Origin of the sequence: Pseudomonas putida, assembly GCF_028682475.1 — a bacterium.
Taxonomy (GTDB): Bacteria; Pseudomonadota; Gammaproteobacteria; order Pseudomonadales; family Pseudomonadaceae; genus Aquipseudomonas; species Aquipseudomonas putida_AG.
Genome location: NZ_JANHLE010000018.1, coordinates 67,485 through 86,777, shown reverse-complemented (window position 1 = coordinate 86,777; position 19,293 = coordinate 67,485). Strand labels below are relative to the sequence as shown.

At 61.0% G+C, this 19,293-nt stretch carries 19 protein-coding genes; 7 read left to right on the top strand and 12 right to left on the bottom strand.

The window, feature by feature from the left end:
* Positions 1-36: 36 nt before the first annotated feature.
* Positions 37-1,233 (bottom strand): methionine gamma-lyase, encoded by a 1,197-nt coding sequence (locus NPS47_RS16325; RefSeq protein ID WP_274295880.1) that lies wholly within the window; start codon positions 1,231-1,233, stop codon positions 37-39.
* A 127-nt stretch (positions 1,234-1,360) separates the two neighbouring features.
* Here NPS47_RS16325 and NPS47_RS16320 point away from each other — a divergent pair, with 127 nt between their 5' ends.
* Positions 1,361-1,840, top strand: a complete 480-nt coding sequence (locus NPS47_RS16320) for an Lrp/AsnC family transcriptional regulator (RefSeq protein WP_274295879.1) — start codon at positions 1,361-1,363, stop codon at positions 1,838-1,840.
* Between the two features lie 375 nt (positions 1,841-2,215).
* On the opposite strand, the gene cysN is transcribed toward NPS47_RS16320, so the two are convergent.
* The 3 genes from cysN to NPS47_RS16305 all read right to left on the bottom strand — a co-directional run bounded on the left by cysN (position 2,216) and on the right by NPS47_RS16305 (position 5,943).
* Positions 2,216-4,117: a sulfate adenylyltransferase subunit CysN gene (gene cysN / locus NPS47_RS16315; protein ID WP_274295878.1), complete on the bottom strand. Its 1,902-nt coding sequence runs from the start codon at positions 4,115-4,117 to the stop codon at positions 2,216-2,218.
* A 14-nt stretch (positions 4,118-4,131) separates the two neighbouring features.
* Entirely contained in the window at positions 4,132-5,049 is a 918-nt protein-coding gene (cysD, locus tag NPS47_RS16310) for a sulfate adenylyltransferase subunit CysD (RefSeq protein WP_274295877.1), read from the bottom strand.
* Between the two features lie 135 nt (positions 5,050-5,184).
* Positions 5,185-5,943 carry a Nif3-like dinuclear metal center hexameric protein gene (locus tag NPS47_RS16305; RefSeq protein ID WP_274295876.1) on the bottom strand — a complete coding sequence of 253 codons (759 nt, stop codon included), beginning with the start codon at positions 5,941-5,943 and terminating at the stop codon, positions 5,185-5,187.
* 235 nt (positions 5,944-6,178) lie between these two features.
* On the opposite strand from NPS47_RS16305, the gene algW reads away from it, so the two are divergent.
* Entirely contained in the window at positions 6,179-7,336 is a 1,158-nt protein-coding gene (algW, locus tag NPS47_RS16300) for a Do family serine endopeptidase AlgW (RefSeq protein WP_038607151.1), read from the top strand.
* An 82-nt stretch (positions 7,337-7,418) separates the two neighbouring features.
* Here algW and NPS47_RS16295 read toward each other — a convergent pair whose 3' ends face one another.
* The 4 genes from NPS47_RS16295 to NPS47_RS16280 form a co-directional block, all read right to left on the bottom strand.
* Positions 7,419-8,183, bottom strand: coding sequence for an amino acid ABC transporter ATP-binding protein (locus NPS47_RS16295; RefSeq protein ID WP_274295875.1), 765 nt, complete (start codon positions 8,181-8,183; stop codon positions 7,419-7,421).
* Between the two features lie 10 nt (positions 8,184-8,193).
* Positions 8,194-9,291 (bottom strand): amino acid ABC transporter permease, encoded by a 1,098-nt coding sequence (locus NPS47_RS16290; protein ID WP_274295874.1) that lies wholly within the window; start codon positions 9,289-9,291, stop codon positions 8,194-8,196.
* 10 nt (positions 9,292-9,301) lie between these two features.
* Positions 9,302-10,480 carry an amino acid ABC transporter permease gene (locus NPS47_RS16285; protein ID WP_274295873.1) on the bottom strand — a complete coding sequence of 393 codons (1,179 nt, stop codon included), beginning with the start codon at positions 10,478-10,480 and terminating at the stop codon, positions 9,302-9,304.
* A gap of 67 nt (positions 10,481-10,547) precedes the next feature.
* On the bottom strand, positions 10,548-11,576 hold the full coding sequence (locus NPS47_RS16280; protein ID WP_274295872.1) for an amino acid ABC transporter substrate-binding protein: 1,029 nt from the start codon (positions 11,574-11,576) through the stop codon (positions 10,548-10,550).
* 336 nt (positions 11,577-11,912) lie between these two features.
* On the opposite strand from NPS47_RS16280, the gene NPS47_RS16275 reads away from it, so the two are divergent.
* From NPS47_RS16275 to NPS47_RS16255, 5 genes are all read left to right on the top strand, one after another.
* Entirely contained in the window at positions 11,913-12,569 is a 657-nt protein-coding gene (locus NPS47_RS16275; protein ID WP_274295871.1) for an alpha/beta hydrolase, read from the top strand.
* A gap of 103 nt (positions 12,570-12,672) precedes the next feature.
* On the top strand, positions 12,673-14,106 hold the full coding sequence (gene rhlB, locus NPS47_RS16270) for an ATP-dependent RNA helicase RhlB (protein WP_274295870.1): 1,434 nt from the start codon (positions 12,673-12,675) through the stop codon (positions 14,104-14,106).
* Between the two features lie 154 nt (positions 14,107-14,260).
* Entirely contained in the window at positions 14,261-15,211 is a 951-nt protein-coding gene (locus NPS47_RS16265; RefSeq protein ID WP_274295869.1) for an ornithine cyclodeaminase family protein, read from the top strand.
* A gap of 10 nt (positions 15,212-15,221) precedes the next feature.
* Positions 15,222-16,352, top strand: coding sequence for an NAD(P)/FAD-dependent oxidoreductase (locus NPS47_RS16260; protein ID WP_274295868.1), 1,131 nt, complete (start codon positions 15,222-15,224; stop codon positions 16,350-16,352).
* A 74-nt stretch (positions 16,353-16,426) separates the two neighbouring features.
* Entirely contained in the window at positions 16,427-17,053 is a 627-nt protein-coding gene (locus NPS47_RS16255; protein ID WP_274295867.1) for a helix-turn-helix transcriptional regulator, read from the top strand.
* A gap of 26 nt (positions 17,054-17,079) precedes the next feature.
* Here the strand turns inward: NPS47_RS16255 and NPS47_RS16250 are convergent, their stop codons facing one another.
* The 4 genes from NPS47_RS16250 to moaC form a co-directional block, all read right to left on the bottom strand.
* Positions 17,080-17,853, bottom strand: a complete 774-nt coding sequence (locus NPS47_RS16250; protein WP_274295866.1) for an ABC transporter substrate-binding protein — start codon at positions 17,851-17,853, stop codon at positions 17,080-17,082.
* Positions 17,854-18,065: 212 nt separating this feature from the next.
* Complete coding sequence (gene moaE, locus NPS47_RS16245; protein ID WP_274295865.1) at positions 18,066-18,512, bottom strand: molybdopterin synthase catalytic subunit MoaE; 447 nt, start codon at positions 18,510-18,512, stop codon at positions 18,066-18,068.
* Position 18,513: 1 nt separating this feature from the next.
* Complete coding sequence (gene moaD / locus NPS47_RS16240) at positions 18,514-18,759, bottom strand: molybdopterin converting factor subunit 1 (protein ID WP_274295864.1); 246 nt, start codon at positions 18,757-18,759, stop codon at positions 18,514-18,516.
* Complete coding sequence (gene moaC, locus NPS47_RS16235; RefSeq protein ID WP_038607116.1) at positions 18,756-19,232, bottom strand: cyclic pyranopterin monophosphate synthase MoaC; 477 nt, start codon at positions 19,230-19,232, stop codon at positions 18,756-18,758. The genes moaD and moaC overlap by 4 nt, the downstream gene beginning before the upstream one ends.
* Positions 19,233-19,293: the final 61 nt, after the last annotated feature.

Sequence of the window (19,293 nt, the reverse complement as noted above, 5' to 3'; positions counted from 1 at the left end):
ATTGCCACCATTGCATTGGCCTCATCCTTGATGGTTTCAGACGCAGGCCTGCATTGCCTGCTCGATATCGGCCAGCAGGTCGTCGATATCTTCAAGCCCGACCGACAGCCGCACCAATCCCTCAGAGATGCCGTACTGGGCACGCTCTTCAGGGGTATAGCTGGAATGGGTCATGCTTGCCGGGTGCTGGGCCAGGGACTCGGCATCGCCCAGACTGACGGCGCGGCAGAACAGTTGCAGGGCGTTCATGAAGCGTCGCCCGGCACTGATCCCGCCTTTGAGTTCAAAGGCGATCATGCCGCCGGGCAGGCGCATCTGCCGCTGGGCCAGTTCGTATTGCGCGAACCCGGGCAGGCCCGGATAGTTGATCAACTCCACGGCCGGATGCTGCTCGAGGTACTCGGCGATGGTCTGGGCGCTGCTGCAATGACGCTCCATGCGCAGGTTCAGGGTCTTTATACCGCGCATCAGCAAGGCGGCATCCTGGGGCGACATCACTGCACCGGTCATGTCCTTGAGGCCCTCGAGGCGAATCCGGTCCACCAGTGCCTTGCACCCGACCACCAGGCCGGCGGTGATATCACCATGGCCACTCAGGTACTTGGTCGCCGAATGCACCACCAGGTCCGCACCCAGCTCCAGCGGCCGTTGCAGGTAGGGTGTGCAGTAGGTGTTATCGACCACCACAGTGATGGCGTGCTTGTGCGCAAGTGCCGCCACGGCGGCGATATCGGCCATCTGCATGTTCGGGTTGGCCGGTGTTTCGAAGTAGATCACCTTGGTTTGCCCGGTGATCGCCGCTTCCAGCGCCTGCAGATCGGTCATGTCGACATGACGCACCTTGACCCCGAACTCACCGATACCATGGTGCAGAAAGGCAAAGGTGCAGCCGTACAAGGTTCGCCCTACCAATACTTCATCACCCGGCCGCAGCAGGGTCCACAAGGTCGCGGTGATCGCGCCCATCCCCGAAGCCAGGGCCAACCCGGCCTCACCGCCTTCAAGCGAAGCCATGCGCTCTTCCAGTAGCGCCAGGGTCGGGTTGGATATACGCGTGTAGAAATGTCCGCTCTGTTCCCCGGCAAAGCAGGCTGCGCCGTACTCAACCGTGGGAAAGGCAAAGGTGGCAGTCTGGTAGACCGGCGGCACCAGTGAGCCCTGGTGGCTCATTGGGTCGTAGCCGTGGTGGATGGCACGGGTAGCAAAACCTGAATCCTTGGTGGAGCCGCTCATGACAACAGCCTCTTGTGGTTTGTTATAAGCTTATGCCACTGAGGTGCTGATTTTTTTCCAAATATGACCACTACCAACGGTGGTTATTAACAAAAAAACTATGAATTCAGGCCACGGAGGGCAAATCATGCCTACCGCCATCGACCGAACCGACCGCGCTTTGTTGGCTGCCCTGCAGGACAACGCGCGACTGACCATTTCCGAACTTGCCGACAGTGTCGCGCTGACCACCTCGCCGTGCTGGCGGCGGGTCAAACTACTGGAAGAGAACGGCTACATCACCGGCTACCAGGCCGTCCTGTCACCCAAGGCCCTGGGCTTTGGCGTCACTGCTTTTGTCAGCATCATGATGGACTCGCACTCCAAGGAAATGGCCCGGGCCTTTGAGCAGCGGCTGATGGAGATTCCCGAGATCGTTGCCTGTCACAACATCTCCGGGCGCTATGACTTCCTGCTGGAGATTCTGGCGCGGGACCTGGAGTCGTTCGGCGAGTTCGCCCGGGAGGTGCTGCAACGTTTGCCGGGGGTGAAGGAGATTTACTCGAGCTTTTCGTTCAAGGCGGTGAAGGAGAAGCGAGTGATTCCGGTTTCGGAGAAGCATATTTGAGTAGTGTTCCTACTCACAGGGAGAGCTAAATCCTACCGCCGAACAGTTTTTGACCTACTGGACAATGGGAAGCGTTGGTATGTTCTCACCACCCGTGCGGGAAGATTATTGGATCATCCCGATACGAGGCAGTGGCGTCCCATGAAATTCATATTAATCCTTTGCGCAATGACGTTATCCGCTTGCGGCAATGGGGCGTTCACGCTAACGCAGCCACTTTATGAACGACAGTTCAAATGCGACATGGATCCTAATATGCAAATGTGCAACAGAAGGGCCAACTAAAAATAAACTGGCCGATTGCACTATGAAAAAGCTGTTCTGCGGACAACAAAAAACCCCACCGAAGTGGGGTTTCTTGTTCACAGGTAACGCTTAGATCGCACCACGCTTACGCAACAGCTCCAGCACCTGCTTGACGCCGTCTTCCAGGCTGACGTTCTGGGTATCGATCACCAGATCGGCATCCAGCGGCACGTCGTACGGGAAGCTTTCGCCCGGGATGTTGTCGCCACCGGCAGCGTACAGGCCTTGCGGGTCACGCTCGCGGCAGGCCATTGGCGAGGCCTGGACGTAAACGGTGAGCAAGCGCTCGTTGCCGATCAGTGCCTTGGCCTGTTCACGGCCTTCGGCATCCGGGGCAACGAAAGCGGCCAGGGTCAGCAGGCCAGCTTCGTTGAACTGACGCGCTACATGCGCAGCACGACGCCAGTTCTCGGTGCGCCCGGCGCGGTCCTGTGGCAGGCCTTTGTTCAGGTCGTGACGCAGGTTCTGGCCATCGAGCACATAGACCGCACGGCCCATGTCGAACAATTTACGCTCAACGGCGTAGGCCAGGGTGCTCTTGCCAGCGCCCGACAGGCCGCTGAACAACACCGTGGCTGGCTGCTGGCCAAAACGCAGGGCACGCTCTGCGGTATCGACGTGAGCCAGTTTGCCGTGCTGACCGATGGTGCCGTGCGGCACGACCGGCGGTGCGATGATCATGCCGGCGCCAACGGTGCCGTTGGTCAAACGGTCAATGACGATAAAGGCACCGGTGGTGCGGTTGCTGTCATAGCCGTCCAGCGCGATCGGGGCGTCGAGGCTGACCTTGACCTTGCCGATTTCATTGAGCTGCAACGCACTGGCTGCGCCCTGCTCCAGGGTGTTCACATCGACTTTGTGGGCGATGCTGGCAATCGAGCCCGGCACGTAGCTGGTGGCGCGCTTGATGTCGTATTTCTTGCCCGGCAGCATCGGCTCTTCGGCCATCCACACGAGCATGGCGTCGAACTGGTCGGTCACTGGCGGGACGTTGTCGGCATGCACCAGCAGGTCGCCACGGGAGATGTCGATCTCGTCTTCCATGGTCAGGGTCACGGCCTGGCCGGGGCCGGCGTTTTCCAGCTCACCTTCGAAGGTGACGATGGACTTGACCCGGCTGCTCTTGCCCGACGGCAGCACGACGATTTCATCGCCCTTGTGCACCACGCCGCTGGCCAGGGTGCCGGCAAAGCCACGGAAGTTCAGGTTCGGCCGGTTGACGTACTGCACCGGGAAACGCAGGTCGGTGAAGTTGCGGTCGGCCGCCACTTCCACGGTTTCAAGGATTTCCATCAACGCCGGGCCGGTGTACCACGGCGAACGCTCGCTGCGGTTGACCACGTTGTCGCCCTTGAGCGCCGACATCGGCACGAAATGCAGGCTGCTCGGGCTCATGTTGATGGCTTCGGCAAACTGCAGGTAGTCAGCCTTGATGCTTTCGAACACGCCCTGGTCGAAGCCTTTGAGGTCCATCTTGTTCACGGCAACGACGATGTGCTTGATGCCCAGCAAGGAGGCGATGTAGCTGTGGCGGCGGGTCTGGGTCTGCACGCCGTAACGGGCATCGACGAGGATGATCGCCAGGTCGCAGGTGGACGCACCGGTGGCCATGTTGCGGGTGTACTGCTCGTGGCCCGGGGTGTCGGCGATGATGAACTTGCGCTTGGCGGTGGAGAAGTAGCGGTAGGCGACATCGATGGTGATGCCCTGCTCGCGCTCGGCCTGCAGGCCGTCGACCAGCAACGCCAGGTCGATGTCGTCACCGGTGGTGCCGACTTTCTTCGAATCGCGGGTGATGGCTTCCAGATGGTCTTCGTAGATCATCTTCGAGTCGTGCAGCAGGCGCCCGATCAGGGTGCTCTTGCCGTCGTCGACGTTACCGCAGGTCAAAAAGCGCAGCAGTTCTTTACGTTCGTGCTGGGCCAGGTAAGCGAGGATGTCCTCGCTGATCAATTCGGATTGGTGCGACATGGTCTGACCCTAACTTAGAAATAGCCTTGACGTTTCTTGTCTTCCATCGAGCCTGCACCATCGTGGTCGATGACGCGGCCCTGGCGCTCGGAAGTGCGCGTCAGGAGCATTTCCTGAATGATGTCGGTCAGGGTTTCGGCCTCAGACTCGACAGCGCCCGTCAGCGGGTAGCAGCCAAGGGTACGGAAGCGCACTTTCTTTTTGACGATGCGGGCTTTCTCTTCATCCGAGAGGTGCTCGAGGATGCGCTCGTCATCGATCATGATCAGGGTGCCGTTCTTCTCGATCACATCGCGTTCGGCGGCGAAATACAGCGGCACGATCGGGATGCCTTCGAGGTAGATGTACTGCCAGATGTCCAGCTCGGTCCAGTTCGACAGCGGGAACACGCGAATCGATTCGCCTTTGTTGACCTTGCCGTTGTAGACGTTCCACAGCTCCGGACGCTGGTTCTTCGGATCCCAGCGGTGCTTGCTGTCACGGAACGAGTAGACGCGTTCCTTGGCCCGCGACTTCTCTTCGTCGCGGCGCGCACCACCGAAGGCGGCATCGAAGCCATGCTTGTCGAGTGCCTGCTTGAGGCCCTCGGTCTTCATGATGTCGGTGTGCTTGGCACTGCCGTGGGTGAACGGATTGATGCCCTGGGCGACGCCGTCCGGGTTCACGTGAGTGATCAGCTTCAGGCCCATTTCCTCGACCATCTTGTCGCGGAAACTGTACATCTCCTGGAATTTCCACTGGGTGTCGACATGCATCACCGGGAACGGCAATTTGCCCGGGAAAAAGGCTTTGCGCGCCAGATGCAGCATCACGGCCGAATCCTTGCCGATCGAGTACAGCATCACCGGGTTATCGAACTCGGCGGCCACCTCACGAATGATGTGGATGCTCTCCGCCTCCAACTGTTTCAAATGCGTCAGTTTGTCGACCATGGCTACTCACGGAAATACGATCTTATGGACGGCCAGCGGGCCGTGTTCGAGCGGGCCACTTTATCACAGCACTCGATTCTATTTAGGCGCCCTACTAGATCGAAACAGTATAAGAATATGCCCAGCCGTTTTACCCTAGATCGGGTTCGGGCAGTCGATGAACAGGTGCTCCAGGGCGAAGCGCCGCGCCAGATAATCACCCAGTGCCTGCACGCCGTAACGCTCGGTGGCATGGTGGCCGGCGGCAATGAAACTGATGCCGTTCTCGCGCGCGCTGTGGAAGGTCTGCTCCGACGCCTCGCCGCTGAGGAACAGGTCGACACCGGCGGCAATCGCCTGGTCGATGTAACCCTGGCCACCACCGGTACACCAGCCGACCCGGCGAATGATCTGCTCGCCTTCGATCAGCAGCGGCTCGCGGCCCATGACCTCTTGCACCTTGCGGGCAAAGTCGCGCGCCGACAGAGGCTCGGCCAACGACCCGACCAGACCGACCACTCGCGGGTTATCCGGGTCCAGCGGACCTTCGACGGTAATGTCGAGCTGACGGGCCAGTTGCACGTTGTTGCCAACCTCCGGGTGCAGGTCCAGCGGCAGGTGATAGGCCAGCAAGCTCAGGTCATGCTTCAGCAAGGTTTTCAGCCGGCGCTGCTTCATCCCGGTGATACACGGGTTCTCGCCTTTCCAGAAGTAACCGTGGTGCACCAGCACCAGGTCGGCGTCGGCCTCGACCGCCGCATCCAGCAACGCCTGGCTGGCGGTGACACCGCTGACGATGCGGGTCACCTGCGGGCGCCCTTCAACCTGCAGGCCGTTGGGGCAGTAATCGTGGATTTTTGCGCTGCCAAGGTAGCGTTCGGCTTCCTCGACCAGGGTGCTCAGGGCAACAGCCATGAAAAGACTCCTAAATTCAGCAGTTCAGCGCGGCGCAAGGCCCCGTATAATGACCGTCATTATGGGCCGTCGCCGGGTTTGGGGAAACCGACGGCGGTTGCCTGGGGGCCTGCACGCTGCATCCACGGCTCGGCTGCGATTTAACAGTTCCTGCACCGCTTCGGTGGCAGTATGATCGCGCGCGCTCGCTCCCATGCAGTCAAGCGGCCCTCTGCCCACTCCCAGGATTCGTTCAATGTTCAAGGCTTTGCGTTACTTTGCCTGGCCGCTGCTGGTCGGCGTGCTGATCGCCCTGCTGATCATCCAGCGTTTTCCACAATGGGTCGGCCTGCCCAGCCAGGACGTCAACCTGCAGCAGGCACCGCAAACCACGCGGATCATGCAGGGACCGGTGTCCTATGCCGACGCCGTGAGCATTGCCGCGCCTGCGGTGGCCAACCTGTACACCACCAAAGTGGTCAACAAGACCGCGCACCCGCTGTTCGAAGACCCGCAGTTCCGCCGTTTCTTCGGCGACAACCTGCCCAAACAGCGGCGCTGGGAGTCGAGCCTGGGCTCGGCGGTGATCATGAGCCCGGAAGGTTACCTGCTGACCAACAACCACGTGACCTCCGGTGCCGACCAGATCGTGGTGGCGCTCAAGGACGGCCGCGAAACCCTGGCACGGGTCATCGGCAGCGACCCGGAAACCGATCTGGCGGTGCTCAAGATCGACCTGAAGAACCTGCCGTCGATCACCATCGGCCGCTCCGACAGCATTCACATCGGCGACGTCGCCCTGGCCATCGGCAACCCCTTCGGTGTCGGCCAGACCGTCACCATGGGTATCATCAGTGCCACCGGCCGCAACCAGCTGGGCCTGAACAACTACGAAGACTTCATCCAGACTGACGCGGCAATCAACCCGGGCAACTCCGGTGGTGCGCTGGTCGACGCCAACGGCAACCTGACCGGCATCAACACGGCGATCTTCTCCAAATCCGGTGGTTCTCAAGGCATCGGCTTCGCCATCCCGACCAAGCTGGCGCTGGAGGTGATGAAGGCGATCATCGAGCACGGTCAGGTGATTCGTGGCTGGCTGGGTATCGAAGTGCAGCCGCTGAGCCAGGAGCTGGCGGAGTCGTTCGGCATGCAGGGGCGTCCGGGGATCGTGGTGGCGGGGATCTTCCGCGACGGTCCGGCGCAGAAGGCCGGCCTGCAACTGGGTGACGTGATTCTCAGCATCAACGGCGAACCGGCAGGTGACGGGCGGCGCTCGATGAACCAGGTGGCGCGGATCAAGCCCAACGACAAGGTGGCAATCCAGGTGATGCGTAACGGCAAGGAACTGAAGCTGACTGCTGAAATCGGCTTGCGTCCACCGCCAGCACCGGCAGCCAAAGAAGAAAACTGATGGGTTAACAGCATCGCGGGGCAAGCCCGCTCCCACAGGTCTTGTGGTTTACCTGTGGGAGCGGGCTTGCCCCGCGATGGGGTCAGTGCAGAATCTGGCTCAGGAACAGCTTGGTCCGCTCATTCTGCGGCCGGTCGAAAAAGTCGTCCGGTGCCGCCTGCTCGACGATCTCTCCCTTGTCCATGAAGATCACCCGGTTCGCCACCGTGCGCGCAAAGCCCATCTCGTGGGTCACGCAGAGCATGGTCATGCCGTCTTCCGCCAGGCTGACCATGGTGTCGAGCACTTCCTTGACCATCTCCGGATCGAGCGCCGAGGTCGGTTCGTCGAACAACATGATCTTCGGCTTCATGCACAGCGCACGGGCAATCGCCACCCGCTGCTGCTGACCACCGGACAATTGCCCTGGATACTTGTTGGCCTGTTCCGGAATCCGCACCCGCTCCAGATAGTGCATGGCGATTTCCTCGGCCTTGCGCTTGGGCATCTTGCGCACCCACATCGGCGCCAGGGTGCAGTTCTGCAGGATGGTCAGGTGCGGGAACAGGTTGAAATGCTGGAACACCATGCCGACTTCACGGCGGATCGCTTCGATCTGCTTGAGGTCGTTGGTCAGTTCCACGCCATCGACCACGATACGGCCCTGCTGGTGCTCTTCCAGGCGGTTGAGGCAGCGGATGGTGGTCGACTTGCCCGAGCCCGACGGCCCGCACAGGACGATACGCTCGCCCTGGCGCACATTCAGGTTGATGTCCTTGAGCACGTGGAACTGGCCGTACCACTTGTTCACGCCCTGCATCTGAATAATGCCTTCAGGGCTCACAGGCTGTTTGATCGCTTCACTCATGGGAACACTCCTAACGCTTGTGGCCTGTGTCCAGCTTGCGCTCCAGGTGCATGGAGTAGCGGGACATACCGAAACAGAAAATCCAGAAAACCAGGGCGGCGAACACATAGCCCTCGGTCGCCATGCCCAGCCAGGTCGGGTCGGCAGCGGCCTGCTTGACGCTGTTGAGCAGGTCGAACAGGCCAATGATGATCACAAGGCTGGTGTCCTTGAACAGGGCAATGAAGGTGTTGACGATGCCGGGAATCACCAGCTTCAGGGCTTGCGGCAGGATCACCAGGCCCATCGAGCGCCAGTAGCCCAGGCCCATCGCCGCAGCGGCTTCGTACTGGCCTTTGGGAATGGCCTGCAGGCCACCGCGCACCACTTCGGCGATATACGCCGACTGGAACAGGATGACCCCGATCATCGCCCGCAGCAGCTTGTCGAAGCTCATGCCCTCGGGCAGGAACAACGGCAGCATCACCGACGACATGAACAGCACGGTGATCAACGGCACGCCGCGCCAGAACTCGATGAAGGTCACGCACACCACCTTCACCGCCGGCATGTTCGAACGCCGCCCCAGTGCCAGCAGGATGCCCAGCGGCAAGGCGCCGACGATACCGACAGTGGCGATCACCAGGGTCAGCATCAGGCCGCCCCACTGGCTGGTCGGTACTGTGCTCAGACCAAGATAGCCACCGTGCAGCAAGGTGTAGGCAATGATCGGGTACAGCACCAAAAAGCTCAGACCGTAGATCACTTTGCGCGGGAAGCGTGCGATGAACAGCGGCGCTGCGCCGATCACCGCCAGCCACACGGTCAGGTCGACACGCCAGCGCAGTTCAGTCGGGTAATAACCGTACATGAACTGGCCAAAACGTTGCTGGATGAACACCCAGCAGGCGCCGTCCTTGGTGCAGTCGGCGCGCGTGGTGCCGACCCAGTTGGCGTCGAAGATCGACCACTGCAGCAGCGGCGGCACGATCAGCCACACCAGGTACAGGGCAAACAGCGTGAGCAGAGTGTTGAGCCAGCTGGAGAACAGGTTGGCGCGCATCCAGGCCAGCACGCCGACGGTTTTCACCGGTGGCGGCATATCGGGTTTGAAAACATGGGTAGTCATGCGCGTGTCCTCACCGTTCGATCAGCGCAATGCGCTTGTTGTACCAGTTCATCAGCAGGGAAATGCTGATGCTGATGGCCAGGTAGACGCTCATGGTGATGGCGATCACCTCGATGGCCTGGCCGGTCTGGTTGAGCACGGTGCCGGCGAACAACGAAACCATTTCCGGATAGCCGATACCGGCCGCCAGCGAAGAGTTCTTCGCCAGGTTCAGGTACTGGCTGGTCAGCGGTGGAATGATCACCCGCAGCGCCTGAGGAATGATCACCTTGCGCAGCGTCGGGCCTTCACGCAGGCCCAGCGAGCGGGCCGCTTCGGTCTGGCCATAGCTGACCGAACGAATGCCCGAACGCACGATCTCGGCGATGAACGCCGCGGTGTAGATGGTCAGCGCCAGGGTCAGGGCCAGCAGTTCGGGAATCAGCACCCAGCCGCCAACGAAGTTGAAACCCTTGAGCTGCGGCATTTCCCAGTGCAGCGGGCTGCCTGCCAGCATCACGCTGAGCGCCGGAATACCGAAGAACAGGAACAATCCGACCCAGAACTTGTGAAACGGCTCGCCAGTGGCTTCGAAGCGCCGGTTGGCCAGGCGCACCATCACCACAATGGCAACAATGGCCAGCACCAGGCTGACGACGAATGGCCAGAATCCTTCGGCCATGGAAGCACCGGGCATGTTCAGGCCCCGGTTGCTGATAAAGAAGGCGTCGCTGATATTGATACTGCCCCGCGGTCCCGGCAGGGTCAGGAACACCGCGAAGTACCAGAACAGGATCTGCAACAGCGGTGGAATGTTACGGAAAGTCTCGACATACACCGTGGCCAGCTTGTTGATCATCCAGTTCGGTGACAACCGCGCCACGCCGACGATGAACCCCAGCAGGGTCGCCAGGATGATGCCGATAAAGGTCACCAGCAGGGTGTTGAGCAAGCCGATGACGAATACCCGGGCATAACTGTCCTGCTCGGTGTAGGGGATCAGGTGCTGGGCGATGCCGAAACCGGCACTGCGTTCAAGAAAGTCGAAGCCTGAGGTGATTCCGCGGTGTTGCAGGTTGGTCTGGGTGTTGTGAAACAGGTACCAGCCCAGAGCCACCACCGCGACCACGGTGATGATCTGGAACAGCCACGCACGCACACGTGGATCGTTAAGGGACAGGCCCTTAGGTGCGCCGATTTGATTTTGCATGTAATGCCCCGCAAGGAAGGGATGCGAACAGCCTGCGGCGGCCATGTGCCGCCGCAGGCCGCAACCGTCAGCGCACTGGTGGCGCGTACTGGATGCCGCCGTTGTTCCACAGGGCGTTCAGGCCGCGGTCGATTTGCAGCGGGGTTTCCTTGCCCAGGTTCTTCTCGAACACTTCACCGTAGTTGCCGACCTGTTTGACGATCTGCACCACCCAGTCCTTCGGCAGTTTCAGGTCTTTGCCGTATTCGCCGTCGGCGCCGAGCATACGGGCCACGTCAGGGTTCTTGGTGGCTTTGGCTTCAGCTTCGACGTTCTTCGAGCTGATGCCCATTTCTTCGGCATTGAGCATGGCGAACAGGGTCCATTTGACGATGCTGAACCACTCTTCATCGCCTTTGCGTACCACTGGGCCCAGCGGTTCCTTGGAAATGGTTTCCGGCAGTACTACGTAATCGGCCGGGGCGGCCAGCTTGGAGCGCTGTGCGTAGAGCTGCGACTTGTCCGAGGTCAGCACGTCGCAACGGCCGGATTCCAGCGACTTGGCGCTTTCGTCGGAGGTGTCGAAGGTGATCGGGGTGTACTTCAGGCCATTGGCGCGGAAGTAGTCGGAGACGTTGAGTTCGGTGGTGGTACCGGCCTGGATGCAGATGGTTGCACCGTCCAGCTCCTTGGCACTGGAAACGCCGAGCTTCTTGTTGACCAGGAAACCGATGCCGTCGTAATAGGTAACACCGGCGAACACCAGGCCCATGCCGGCATCACGCGAGCTGGTCCAGGTGGTGTTGCGCGACAGCACGTCGACTTCGCCGGACTGCAGCGCGGTGAAGCGCTCCTTGGCGTTGAGCTGGCTGAACTTGACCTTGTTGGCATCGCCGAACACCGCTGCGGCCACTGCGCGGCAGACGTCTGCGTCGATACCGACGATGTTGCCCTTGGCATCCGGGACCGAGAAACCCGGCAAGCCGTCACTGACGCCACACTGAACGAAGCCCTTCTTCTGTACCGCGTCCAGGGTCGCACCTGCCTGTGCGATACCACTGATACCGAGTACGGTAGCAGCGGTAACCACTGCCAGGGTGGATTTCAGCATCTTCATTCAAACCTCCGGTTTTGCTCTTATTGTGTTGAGCCGGAATTGCACCGCACCCTTATGAGGCGCATCCGACCCGTGTTGGCTTGTTTTTGGGTCAATTGGCGCAATGCGCTGTTCTGTGACAGCCTTGGGGACCGCTAACGGGTGTTACCGTCCAAAACGTGTAACCTCGCATCAGGAGTTTCATAGCAAAGCGCGTACCACACTGAGCGGCTAAAGCGTTTCAGTTAACGTCAATAGGAAAACTTGCAACGTTGCGACAGGTTTTTCCCGGATTTACCCGACGCGCCTTCATTTCATGCACGCAAACAAGAGCGCGCGCACACTTTCGGAGCAGTCATGAGCCACCCGTTGATTCTCGAGCCACAAAAAACCGCAGACGCCTGTGTGATCTGGTTGCACGGCCTGGGGGCCGATCGTTACGACTTCATGCCGGTGGCCGAGGCCTTGCAGGAGGTTCTGCTGACCACCCGTTTCGTCATGCCCCAGGCGCCCACACGTGCGGTGACCATCAACGGTGGTTACGAAATGCCCAGCTGGTACGACATCAAGGCCATGACCCCGGCACGGGCCATCGATGAAGACCAACTGAAGGCCTCGGCCGAACAGGTGATCGCGCTGATCAAGGCCGAACAGGCCAAAGGCATCGACCTGGCCCGTATCGTTCTCGCCGGCTTCTCCCAGGGCGGCGCAGTGGTACTACACACTGCTTATATAAAGTGGCAAGAAGCCCTGGGCGGGGTAATCGCCCTGTCGACCTATGCACCGACCTTTACCCAGGAGCGCGAGCTGAGCGCCTGCCAGCAACGTACCCCGGCCCTGTGCCTGCACGGTGGCTACGATCCGGTGGTGCTCCCGGCCATGGGCCGCGCTGCGTATGAGCACCTCAAGCACTGGGGCATCAACGTTGAGTGGAAGGAATACCCCATGGAGCACGAAGTGCTGCCCGAGGAAATTCGCGATATCGGTGAATGGCTGATCAAGCGCCTGCGCTAAAAAGAACACTTCCCTGTAGTTGTCAGTGCAATCCACTACGCCGCGCCCGATTCTTGCATTACACTGGCCGGCGTATATTCCTTAACCAATTGATGAGATGACCGTGCTCAAAGCACTCAAGAAGATGTTCGGCAAGAGCGAGGTTGAGCAACTCGCCACCGAAAGCGCTGCCCCCGTGATGCAGCCGCCCGCAGCACCCCAGGCCCCTGCCCCGGCCGCCCCGCTCAAAACCGAAGCCGAGGCCGCCAAACCGGCACGTGCCGAAAAACCGGCCGAGCCCAAACCGCGCCGTGAGCGCAAGCCAAAACCTGCAGCCTCCACCTGGAAGCTGGAAGATTTCGTGGTCGAGCCGCAAGAAGGCAAGACCCGTTTCCATGATTTCAAGCTCTCGCCCGAGCTGATGCATGCGATCCACGACCTGGGCTTTCCTTATTGCACGCCGATCCAGGCACAAGTGCTGGGGCATACCCTGCGCGGCAAGGACGCCATTGGCCGCGCCCAGACCGGCACCGGCAAGACTGCAGCCTTCCTGATTTCGATCATTTCCCAGCTGCAGCAGACCCCGCCGCCGAAAGAGCGCTACATGGGCGAGCCACGGGCACTGATCATCGCCCCGACCCGCGAACTGGTGGTGCAGATCGCCAAAGACGCCGCCGCACTGACCAAGTACACCGGTCTGAACGTGATGACCTTCGTTGGCGGCATGGACTTCGACAAGCAGCTCAAGGCCCTCGAAGCGCGCCATTGCGACATTCTCGTGGCTACCCCCGGCCGTCTGCTGGACTTCAACCAGCGCGGTGAAGCCCACCTGGACATGGTCGAAGTGCTGGTCCTGGACGAAGCCGACCGCATGCTCGACATGGGCTTTATCCCGCAGGTACGGCAGATCATCCGCCAGACCCCGCCGAAGAGCGAACGCCAGACCCTGCTGTTCTCCGCGACCTTCACCGAAGACGTGATGAACCTGGCCAAGCAATGGACCACCGACCCGTCCATCGTCGAGATCGAGCCGGAGAACGTTGCCAGCGAAACCGTCGAGCAGCACGTGTATGCCGTGGCCGGTAGCGACAAGTACAAACTGCTGTACAACCTGGTGACCGAGAACAAGTGGGAACGGGTGATGGTCTTCGCCAACCGCAAGGATGAAGTGCGGCGCATCGAAGAACGTCTGGTGCGCGATGGCGTCAACGCCGCCCAGCTGTCGGGTGACGTGCCCCAGCACAAGCGCATCAAGACCTTGGAGAACTTCCGCGAAGGCCGCATTACCGTGCTGGTGGCGACCGACGTCGCCGGTCGTGGCATCCACATCGACGGTATCAGCCATGTGATCAACTTCACCCTGCCGGAAGATCCGGACGATTACGTGCACCGTATCGGTCGTACCGGTCGTGCCGGTACCAGCGGTGTGTCGATCAGCTTCGCCGGTGAAGATGACTCCTACCAGCTGCCGGCCATCGAAGAGCTGCTGGGTCGCAAGATCAGCTGCGAAATGCCGCCGACCGAACTGCTCAAGCCGGTGCCGCGCAAGCATCACTGATCAAGCTGTAATTTATCGCGGGGCAAGCCCGCTCCCACAGGGTGTGTTCAACCGGTGGGAGCGGGCTTGCCCCGCGATGCATTTTCAGACCAACGATATTGCCCAAATAAACAAAGAGTCCATAATAGACAAAATAGTTTATCTGGAGTCTCGTATGTCCGCGCCTCTCGTCATCGATCAACAGCTCGCTCGCCAACTGCTCAAGCAGGTGGATGTTCCGCAGATCCTGCGCAACCTGTTCCGTGACCTGGCGGCAGGGCAAGCCGTGCAGCCGCCGCAACAGCTGGTGGAGTTCCCTGCTGGCCAGGGTGACTTCATCAACTACGGTGGGGTACTGGCGCAAGAGCGCGTCTACGGGGTGAAAACCTCGCCTTACATCGTCCGCGAGCAAGGCCCGCTGGTCACCGCCTGGACCCTGCTGATGTCCATGGACAGCGGCCAGCCGCTACTGCTGTGCGATGCCGGCGAATTGACTACTGCGCGCACGGCTGCCACTACGGCCGTGGCAGTCGACGCCCTGGCGGCGGCCAGTGCCCGGCGCCTGACGGTGATCGGCAGCGGTCCGATCGCCCGCGCCCACCTGCACTATGTTCGCGGCCTGCGTCAGTGGCAGGACATTCGCCTGTACTCGCCAAGCCTGGCCGAACAAAGCGTGGAGCAGCGTCAGGCGCTGCTTGACCTCGATCCACGCCTGACGCTCAGCGACAGCCTCGGCCAGGCGCTGGAGGATGCCGATGTGATCATGCTGTGCACCTCCTCGGCCAGCCCGGTTATCGACCCGAGCACCTTGAGCAAACCGGCGCTGATCACCTCGATCAGCACCAATGCCGTGCGCGCCCATGAAGTGCCGCCCGCCAGCCTGGGCGCCATGGATGTGTATTGCGACTACCGGGTAACCACGCCTGGCAGCGCCGGCGAAATGCGTATCGCGGCGGAGCAACATGGTTGGCAACCGGAAGCCATCGTCGGCGATCTGGCACAGCTGTTGAGCAACCAGGCCCCTGCCCCGACTTACCAGCGCCACGCCTTCTTCCGTTCCATCGGTCTGGGCCTGGAAGACATCGCCCTGGCCAACGCCTTGTACCGCCTGCAGCGCGCCGGCTGAGGAGACTTCCATGCAACAGGCTGACTTCATCATCATTGGCGCCGGTATTGCCGGCGCCTCCACCGGCTTCTGGCTGGCCGCTCACGGCAAGGTGCTGCTGCTCGAACGCGAGTCGCAGCCGGGCTATCACTCCACCGGGCGCTCGGCTGCGCTGTATACCGCTGCTTATGGAACGCCGCAGGTGCGTGCCCTGACCCTGGCCAGTCGCGAGTTTTTCGATCATCCGCCGGCAGGCTTTGCCGAGCACCCGCTGCTCAGCCCGCGCGGGGAAATGACCGTCGACCTCAACGGCGACCCAGAAGAACTGCAGCGCCAGTATCAAAGTGCCAAGGCCTGCGTGCCGGAAGTCGAACTGCTCAGCGCCGACCAGGCTTGCGCCCGCCTGCCGGTGCTGCGCCGCGACAAAGTCCATGGCGCCCTCTACGACCCGAGCGCCAGCGATATCGACACCGATGCCCTGCACCAGGGCTATCTGCGCGGCATCCGCCGCCAACAGGGTGAAGTGCACAGCGATTGCGAGGTCCAGCAACTGAGCCGCGATGCCAAGGGTTTCTGGCAGGTGCAAACCAGCCGTGGCAGCTTCAGCGCGCCGGTGCTGATCAACGCCGCTGGCGCCTGGGCCGATCAGATCGGCGTACTGGCCGGCGCGCAGCCACTGGGCCTGCAGCCAAAACGCCGCGCCGCGTTCATCTTCGCCGCCCCCGAAGGCGTCGACAGCCACGCCTGGCCGATGCTGGTCAGCCTCGACGAATCGTTCTACATGAAGCCCGACGCCGGCATGCTGCTCGGCTCGCCGGCCAATGCCGACCCGGTCCAAGCGCATGACGTGCAGGCCGAAGAGCTGGACATCGCCATGGGCATCTACCAGATCGAAGAAGCCACCACCCTGAGCATTCGCCGCCCTACCCGCACCTGGGCCGGCCTGCGCAGCTTCGTTGCCGACGGTGATCTGGTCGCCGGTTTCGACCCGCAGGTGCCCGGCCTGTTCTGGGTAGCGGCACAAGGTGGTTATGGCATCCAGACCTCGCCCGCCATGGGCCAGGCCAGTGCCGCCCTGGTGCGCGGCGAAGACCTGCCCGAGGCGCTCAAGGGCTTTGGCCTGAACGCCGCGATGCTGTCCCCGCGCCGCCTGCAGGGATGACGCGCCGCCGCGATTGCGGCACACTCGCAGCGCCCTTGTGCCAAGGGCGCTGACACCGCCTGGAGCCTGCCTGAATGTCGACACCTCGCCCCGACCCTGTCCTGGACAACTACCGGGCCATCGCCGATGCCATTGCCACCCTGTTCTTCCCCCACGCCGAGGTGGTGCTGCACGACCTGCGCAGCCAGAAGATCGACTACATCGCCAACAACCTGTCGAAACGCGAAATTGGTGATGATGCCGCGCTCGAAGACATGCTCGAAACCGGCACAGAAGAAACCAACATCGGTCCCTACGAGAAGCTCAACTGGGACGGGCAGAAGATCCGCTCGCTGAGCACTGTACTGCGCAATGAAGACGGCACGCCGCTGGCGGTGCTGTGCATCAACCTGAACATTTCCCTGTTCGAAAGCGCCAGGGCGGCGCTGGACCTGTTCCTGTCGCCGAGCAAGCTGATTCCGCAGCCCGATGCGCTGTTTCGCGACGACTGGCAGGAGCGCATCAATACCTTCCTCAACAGCTGGCTGCGCCAGCGCCAGTTGAGCCTGAACCTGCTGACCCGCGAACATAAGCGCGAGCTGGTCCTGGCCCTGCACGCCGAAGGCGCATTCAAGGGCAAGAGTGCTGCCAACTACGTGGCCAATGTGCTGGGGATGGGACGGGCGACGGTGTACAAGCACCTGAAGGAACTCAAGGCCTGAAAGGCTTCAGGCCTTGAGCGCGGCGATCAATCGCCGTAGATGTCCGACTTGAAGTACTTCGACTGGATCTTTTGGTATTCGCCATTGGCGCGGATGTCGTCGATGGCTTTGTTGAGCTTGCTTACCAGCGCCTCATTGCCCTTGCGTACCGCGATCCCGGCGCCTTCACCGACGTATTTCGGGTCTTTCAGCTCAGGACCGACGAAGGCATAGTCAGCCCCGCGCGGCATCGACAGGAAGTCATCCAGGGGGATGGTATCGGCGAAAATCGCATCGACACGCCCGGACGCCAGGTCCATGTAGATTTCTTCGTTGTTGCTGTAGCGCTTGATGACGATGCCCTTGGGCTCCAGCACTTCGGTAGCGTAGCGATCGGTGGTGGTAGCACGCTGTACACCCACGGTCTTGCCTTTGAGGCTGGCGTACTGGTCATCGACCGTGGCGCCCTTCTTCATCACCAGGCGCGATGAGGTGAAGTAGTACTTGTGGGTAAAGTCGACCGACTTCTTGCGCTCGTCGGTGATGGTCATCGAAGACAGCGCGGCGTCGATCTTCTTCACTTTCAGCGAAGGAATCAGGCCGTCGAACTCCACCTCGTTCCACACGCATTTGACCTGCATCTGCGCGCACAAGGCATTGCCGATGTCGTAGTCGAAGCCGACGATCTCGCCTTTGTCGTTTTTCGAGGCAAAGGGTGGGTAAGCGGCTTCGATGCCGATGCGCAGGGTGTCTTCGGCGGCGAACAGGCTGCTGGCCATCAGGCTCAGGGCCAGACCACTGATCAGGGTGAAGTTCTTCATGCGGGGTCTCTCTCGCTCGTTATTGGAAGTGTGTTGCAAGACAGAGGGAAAGGGGGCAGGCACGCGACGGCCTGGAATTATTTTGTACTTATAATTCCATACTGGACTTTATTGTATGAAAACTCAACAGGCAAAAGCATCGCGGGGCAAGCCCGCTCCCACAGGATATTCACCATCCTTGTGGGAGCGGGCTTGCCCCGCGAAAAGATCAACTACCAACGCCCCGCCGCGTCTTCGTCACTCTGCTTGCCCTCGACCCAACGCGGGCCGTCACCGGTCTGTTCTTTCTTCCAGAACGGTGCACGGGTCTTGAGGTAGTCCATGATGAAGTTGCAGGCATCGAAGGCGGCCTGGCGATGAGCACTGGCCACGCCAACAAAGACAATCGGCTCACCCGGATCGAGCGCGCCAATGCGGTGCAGCACCTCGACCTTGAGCAGCGGCCAGCGCTGCTCGGCCTCAACCACGATCTTGGCCAGGGCCTTTTCGGTCATGCCCGGGTAGTGTTCCAGGAACATGCCCGCCACCTCCTGGCCGTCATTGAAGTCGCGCACGTAGCCCACAAAGCCGACCACCGCGCCAACACCGACATTGGCGGCATGCATGGCGTTGACTTCGACGCCCGGATCAAAGGCTTCGGTTTGGACACGAATGCTCATCTCAGCCTCCGGTCACGGGCGGGAAAAACGCTACTTCGTCGCCGTCTGTAACCGGCTCGTCGAGCTTGCACAGCTCTTCGTTACGCGCGCACATCAGGTTCTGTTCGCTCAGCACTTCATGCTTACCACCCTTGGCCACCAACGCCTGGCGCACGTCGTCCAGGGTTGCAAACGCACCTTCGAGTTTCTCGCTATCGACGCCCAGCGCTTCGCGGTAACGGGCGAAATACATCACCTTGATGCTCATTTCACGTCATCCGCCTGGTAATGGCCGCTTTTGCCGCCAAGCTTCTCCAGCACCCGCACACCGTCGATGATCATGCCGCGGTCAACCGCTTTGCACATGTCGTAGATGGTCAGTGCGGCGACGCTGGCGGCAGTCAGGGCTTCCATTTCCACGCCGGTCTGCCCGGCCAGTTTGCAGCGCGCGACGATATAGACCGTGTCGTTGCCTTCGGCGCTGAGTTCGACCTTGACGCTGGTCAGCATCAGCGGGTGACACAACGGGATCAGGTCGCTGGTCTTCTTCGCCGCCTGGATACCGGCAATGCGCGCCACGGCGAAGACATCACCCTTGGGGTGCTCGCCATCGACAATCATTTGCAGGGTTTGCGGGAGCATGCGCACCCGCGCTTCGGCCACAGCCTCACGCGAGGTCACGGCTTTATCGGTCACGTCGACCATAGTGGCCCGACCTTGGGAATCGAGATGAGTCAGCACAGCCTTCCTCCTGTTCAGGAGTCAAGAGTGTAAACCCTGGGGTGTGGATATCGCAGCGAAA